We start from the raw sequence: 5,711 nt of genomic DNA, 5'->3' as shown, positions 1-5,711 counted from the left end.
TTTGCCCCACTGAAAACGAGAGAATATCAGTAAAGCGCAGGAGAGCTTTTAGGTAAGCATTTAAGAATTATAGAGTACTAGGATATTAATAAAAAAGTTTTTAAAATTTTGCTTAAAAAATTTGCAAGAAATAAAAACATTAGTATCTTTGCAGTCCCAAATAAAGGGAGCGCAGAAGGGTATTGATTGAGGTTTAATTGAAGAGTTAAGGTTACTAAAAAAAACTTTAAATTTTTTTCAAAAACATTTGGTCAGATAGAAATAATTTTTTACTTTTGCACACGCAAATCTAGCAAGTGAAAACGACAGAAAGTAGCTTTAGAAGAGCGAGAGAATAGAGATCATTGAAATACAATATAACAACCAAGTAAGGAAAAACTAAAGCGTTAAAAACTTTGAGTGAGTCAGACAAACATACAATGGAGAGTTTGATCCTGGCTCAGGATGAACGCTAGCGGGAGGCCTAACACATGCAAGCCGAGCGGTATGATTCTTTCGGGAATCAGAGAGCGGCGTACGGGTGCGGAACACGTGTGCAACCTGCCTTTATCTGGGGGATAGCCTTTCGAAAGGAAGATTAATACCCCATAATATATTGATTGGCATCGATTGATATTGAAAACTCCGGTGGATAAAGATGGGCACGCGCAAGATTAGATAGTTGGTGAGGTAACGGCTCACCAAGTCAATGATCTTTAGGGGGCCTGAGAGGGTGATCCCCCACACTGGTACTGAGACACGGACCAGACTCCTACGGGAGGCAGCAGTGAGGAATATTGGACAATGGGTGAAAGCCTGATCCAGCCATCCCGCGTGAAGGACGACGGCCCTATGGGTTGTAAACTTCTTTTGTACAGGGATAAACCTTTCCACGTGTGGGAAGCTGAAGGTACTGTACGAATAAGCACCGGCTAACTCCGTGCCAGCAGCCGCGGTAATACGGAGGGTGCAAGCGTTATCCGGATTTATTGGGTTTAAAGGGTCCGTAGGCTGATTTGTAAGTCAGTGGTGAAATCCTACAGCTTAACTGTAGAACTGCCATTGATACTGCAAGTCTTGAGTGTAGTTGAAGTAGCTGGAATAAGTAGTGTAGCGGTGAAATGCATAGATATTACTTAGAACACCAATTGCGAAGGCAGGTTACTAAGTTACAACTGACGCTGATGGACGAAAGCGTGGGGAGCGAACAGGATTAGATACCCTGGTAGTCCACGCTGTAAACGATGCTAACTCGTTTTTGGGTTTTCGGATTCAGAGACTAAGCGAAAGTGATAAGTTAGCCACCTGGGGAGTACGAACGCAAGTTTGAAACTCAAAGGAATTGACGGGGGCCCGCACAAGCGGTGGATTATGTGGTTTAATTCGATGATACGCGAGGAACCTTACCAAGGCTTAAATGGGAATTGACAGATTTAGAAATAGATCCTCCTTCGGGCAATTTTCAAGGTGCTGCATGGTTGTCGTCAGCTCGTGCCGTGAGGTGTTAGGTTAAGTCCTGCAACGAGCGCAACCCCTGTCACTAGTTGCCATCATTAAGTTGGGGACTCTAGTGAGACTGCCTACGCAAGTAGAGAGGAAGGTGGGGATGACGTCAAATCATCACGGCCCTTACGCCTTGGGCCACACACGTAATACAATGGCCGGTACAGAGGGCAGCTACACAGCGATGTGATGCAAATCTCGAAAGCCGGTCTCAGTTCGGATTGGAGTCTGCAACTCGACTCTATGAAGCTGGAATCGCTAGTAATCGCGCATCAGCCATGGCGCGGTGAATACGTTCCCGGGCCTTGTACACACCGCCCGTCAAGCCATGGAAGTCTGGGGTACCTGAAGTCGGTGACCGTAAAAGGAGCTGCCTAGGGTAAAACAGGTAACTAGGGCTAAGTCGTAACAAGGTAGCCGTACCGGAAGGTGCGGCTGGAACATCTCATTTTAGAGCGTCTTCAAAGACGATAAACAAAATTAGTGTCTAAGACACGAAGTACTTACTTAAAGTAAAGCTTTAGTTTTTTGTTTGGTTGATATATAAAAAAATAACAAAACCCACTAGAAATTAGTATAGGGAAAGAGATACAAGAGCCCAGAGCGCAGAACCAAGACGAATGAAAGTCTTGTATCTAGCATCTAGGATCTGTAAGTCTAAAAAGACAGTCTCGTAGCTCAGCTGGTTAGAGCGCTACACTGATAATGTAGAGGTCGGCAGTTCGAGCCTGCCCGAGACTACTAATTGAAAAGACAGTAAGATATAAGATATGATAGTTGAGACATTAAGTCTAGATTTTGTAATCTTATTTTTGAAGTCTACTAGAGGGGAATTAGCTCAGCTGGCTAGAGCGCCTGCCTTGCACGCAGGAGGTCAAGGGTTCGACTCCCTTATTCTCCACGATAATAGAAGGTTTATTTTTAAAAAAGCATATAGAGCCAAAAACAATATTTGCGAGATAAGCTAGAAATAGAATTAAGATCATTGACATTAACGGTAAAGACATCACAAAGAGAAAACCGAGCACTTATAAGTGCTTGAGTAACCTAAAAATAGGAAAGAAATCGTTAAGGGCGTATGGCGGATGCCTAGGCTTTCAGAGGCGACGAAGGACGTGGTAAGCTGCGAAAAGCTCGGGGGATTGGCACACACGAATAGATCCCGAGATATCCGAATGGGGCAACCCGGCATGTTGAAGACATGTCACCTCGCAAGAGGAGCAAACCCGGAGAACTGAAACATCTAAGTACCCGGAGGAAAAGAAATCGAAGAGATTCCGTAAGTAGTGGCGAGCGAAAGCGGATTAGCCCAAAAGTTTATATATATTTAGAAGAATGTTCTGGAAAGAACAGCTATAAAAGGTGATAGCCCTGTATTCGAAAGGTATATATAGATGATAAATGAGTATGGCGGGACACGTGAAATCCTGTCTGAATATGGGGGGACCATCCTCCAAGGCTAAATACTCCTGAAAGACCGATAGTGAACAAGTACTGTGAAGGAAAGGTGAAAAGCACTTCGAATAGAAGGGTGAAATAGAACCTGAAACCGTACGCCTACAAGCGGTCGGAGCCCACAAGTTGGGTGACGGCGTGCCTTTTGCATAATGAGCCTACGAGTTAATTTTACTAGCGAGGTTAAGGTATTAAGTACCGGAGCCGGAGCGAAAGCGAGTCTGAATAGGGCGTATAGTTAGTAGGATTAGACGCGAAACCTTGTGATCTACCCATGGGCAGGTTGAAGCTCTGGTAACACAGAGTGGAGGACCGAACCGGTTGACGTTGAAAAGTCTTCGGATGACCTGTGGGTAGGGGTGAAAGGCCAATCAAACTGGGAGATAGCTCGTACTCTCCGAAATGCATTTAGGTGCAGCGTCGTATATAAGTTTATTAGAGGTAGAGCTACTGATTGGATGCGGGGGTTTCATCGCCTACCAATTCCTGACAAACTCCGAATGCTAATAAATGTTCTACGGCAGTGAGGGCATGGGTGCTAAGGTCCATGTCCGAGAGGGAAAGAACCCAGACCAACAGCTAAGGTCCCCAAATATATGTTAAGTTGAAGCAACGCGGTTGGACTGCATTGACAGCTAGGATGTTGGCTTGGAAGCAGCCATTCATTTAAAGAGTGCGTAACAGCTCACTAGTCGAGCGGTCCGGCATGGATAATAATCGGGCATAAACATATTACCGAAGCTATGGATTTGTACATTAGTACATCTGGTAGGAGAGCATTCTATTTGCGCCGAAGCAGTATCGTGAGGTATTGTGGAGCGGATAGAAAAGAAAATGTAGGCATAAGTAACGATAAAGGGGGCGAGAAACCCCCTCACCGAAAGACTAAGGTTTCCTCAGCCATGCTAATCAGCTGAGGGTTAGTCGGGACCTAACGCGAACCCGAAAGGGGTAGTGGATGGACAATGGGTTAATATTCCCATACTTGCTCACGTTAAAAGGGGACGGTTCGATGTAGCTATTGAAGACTGACGGAAGTGTCAAGGCCTAGCCTTCGGGCGAAGCTGTTATAGTGTAATTGGATCCAAGAAAAGCCGAAGTGAAGCAACCCGTACCAAAACCGACACAGGTAGTCGAGGAGAGAATCCTAAGGTGCTCGAGTGAGTCGTGGCTAAGGAACTAGGCAAAATAGTCTCGTAACTTCGGAAGAAGAGACGCCATCAGCAATGGTGGCCGCAGTGAAGAGGCCCAGGCGACTGTTTATCAAAAACACAGGACTCTGCTAAATCGAAAGATGCTGTATAGGGTCTGACACCTGCCCGGTGCTGGAAGGTTAAGGAAGGTGCTTAGCGTAAGCGAAGGCATTGACTGAAGCCCCAGTAAACGGCGGCCGTAACTATAACGGTCCTAAGGTAGCGAAATTCCTTGTCGGGTAAGTTCCGACCTGCACGAATGGTGTAACGATCTGGGCACTGTCTCAGCCACGAGCTCGGTGAAATTGTAGTATCGGTGAAGATGCCGATTACCCGCAATGGGACGAAAAGACCCTGTGAACCTTTACTATAACTTCGTATTGACTTTGAGTAAGTAATGTGTAGGATAGGTGGGAGGCTTTGAAGCAGGCACGCTAGTGTTTGTGGAGCCAACGTTGAAATACCACCCTTTACTTACTTGGAGCCTAACTTCTTATTAGAAGGACATTGCGTGGTGGGTAGTTTGACTGGGGTGGTCGCCTCCAAAAGAGTAACGGAGGCTTTCAAAGGTACCCTCAGCACGCTTGGTAACCGTGCGTAGAGTGTAATGGCATAAGGGTGCTTGACTGTGAGACCAACAAGTCGATCAGGTGCGAAAGCAGGACATAGTGATCCGGTGGTTCCGTATGGAAGGGCCATCGCTCATAGGATAAAAGGTACTCCGGGGATAACAGGCTAGTCTCCCCCAAGAGCTCACATCGACGGGGAGGTTCGGCACCTCGATGTCGGCTCGTCACATCCTGGGGCTGGAGAAGGTCCCAAGGGTTGGGCTGTTCGCCCATTAAAGTGGCACGCGAGCTGGGTTCAGAACGTCGTGAGACAGTTCGGTCTCTATCTATTGCGGGCGTTAGATGTTTGAGAGGGCTTGATTCTAGTACGAGAGGACCGAATTGAACAAACCTCTGGTGTATCAGTTGTACCGCCAGGTGCACCGCTGAGTAGCTATGTTTGGAAGAGATAAGCACTGAAAGCATATAAGTGCGAAACTCGCCTCAAGATGAGACATCTTTTAAGGGTCGTTGGAGATGACAACGTTGATAGGCTACAGGTGTAAAGTTGGTAACAGCATAGCCGAGTAGTACTAATTACCCGTAGATTTATAGCCTATTAGGAATTATTATTCTTAGAGCGATAAGTTCTAAGGCAAGCCTTATAAGTGCAATCCTGGTTTTGCCTTTGTGATGAAATTTACCGATTAAAAAGCAGTATGCTTTATGCTGTAAGCCTAGAGCTTATAGCCTACTGCCTACAGCTATATACAGCCTTTAGGGTGGTTTTAGCGGTGGGGCTCACCTGTTCCCATTCCGAACACAGAAGTTAAGCCTACCAGCGCCGATGGTACTGCTAACGCGGGAGAGTAGGTCGCCGCCAGTTTTTATTTAAAGTCTCATAGATTTATTTCTATGAGACTTTTTTTATCTAGATACTTCAACGATTCAAACTTCTGAAACTTACGGATCAGTCTCAAAAGTTGAGGGCTAAGCAAAAAGTTTGGAGAAAAACAGATTTTATAATGTTTTG

2 tRNA genes and 3 rRNA genes are annotated in these 5,711 nt (G+C 45.8%); all 5 read left to right on the top strand.

From position 1 onward, the window contains the following. The first annotated feature begins 416 nt into the window (after positions 1 to 416). The 5 genes from CHRY9293_RS18125 (at position 417) to rrf (ending at position 5,564) form a co-directional block, all read left to right on the top strand. Positions 417 to 1,933 (top strand): 16S ribosomal RNA (locus CHRY9293_RS18125). 216 nt (positions 1,934 to 2,149) lie between these two features. Then, a tRNA-Ile gene (locus CHRY9293_RS18120) sits at positions 2,150 to 2,223 on the top strand. A gap of 86 nt (positions 2,224 to 2,309) precedes the next feature. Then, positions 2,310 to 2,383 (top strand) — tRNA-Ala (locus CHRY9293_RS18115). Positions 2,384 to 2,540: 157 nt separating this feature from the next. After that, positions 2,541 to 5,295: ribosomal RNA gene (locus CHRY9293_RS18105) — 23S ribosomal RNA — on the top strand. Positions 5,296 to 5,456: 161 nt separating this feature from the next. Beyond that, positions 5,457 to 5,564 (top strand): 5S ribosomal RNA (gene rrf / locus CHRY9293_RS18100). Together the 16S, 23S and 5S rRNA genes with 2 tRNA genes alongside form the textbook arrangement of a ribosomal RNA operon. The last annotated feature ends 147 nt before the right edge of the window (positions 5,565 to 5,711 follow it).

Source organism: Chryseobacterium potabilaquae, from assembly GCF_902728265.1.
In the GTDB taxonomy this organism is placed as follows: domain Bacteria; phylum Bacteroidota; class Bacteroidia; order Flavobacteriales; family Weeksellaceae; genus Chryseobacterium; species Chryseobacterium potabilaquae.
This window is presented reverse-complemented; position numbering and strand designations above follow the sequence as displayed.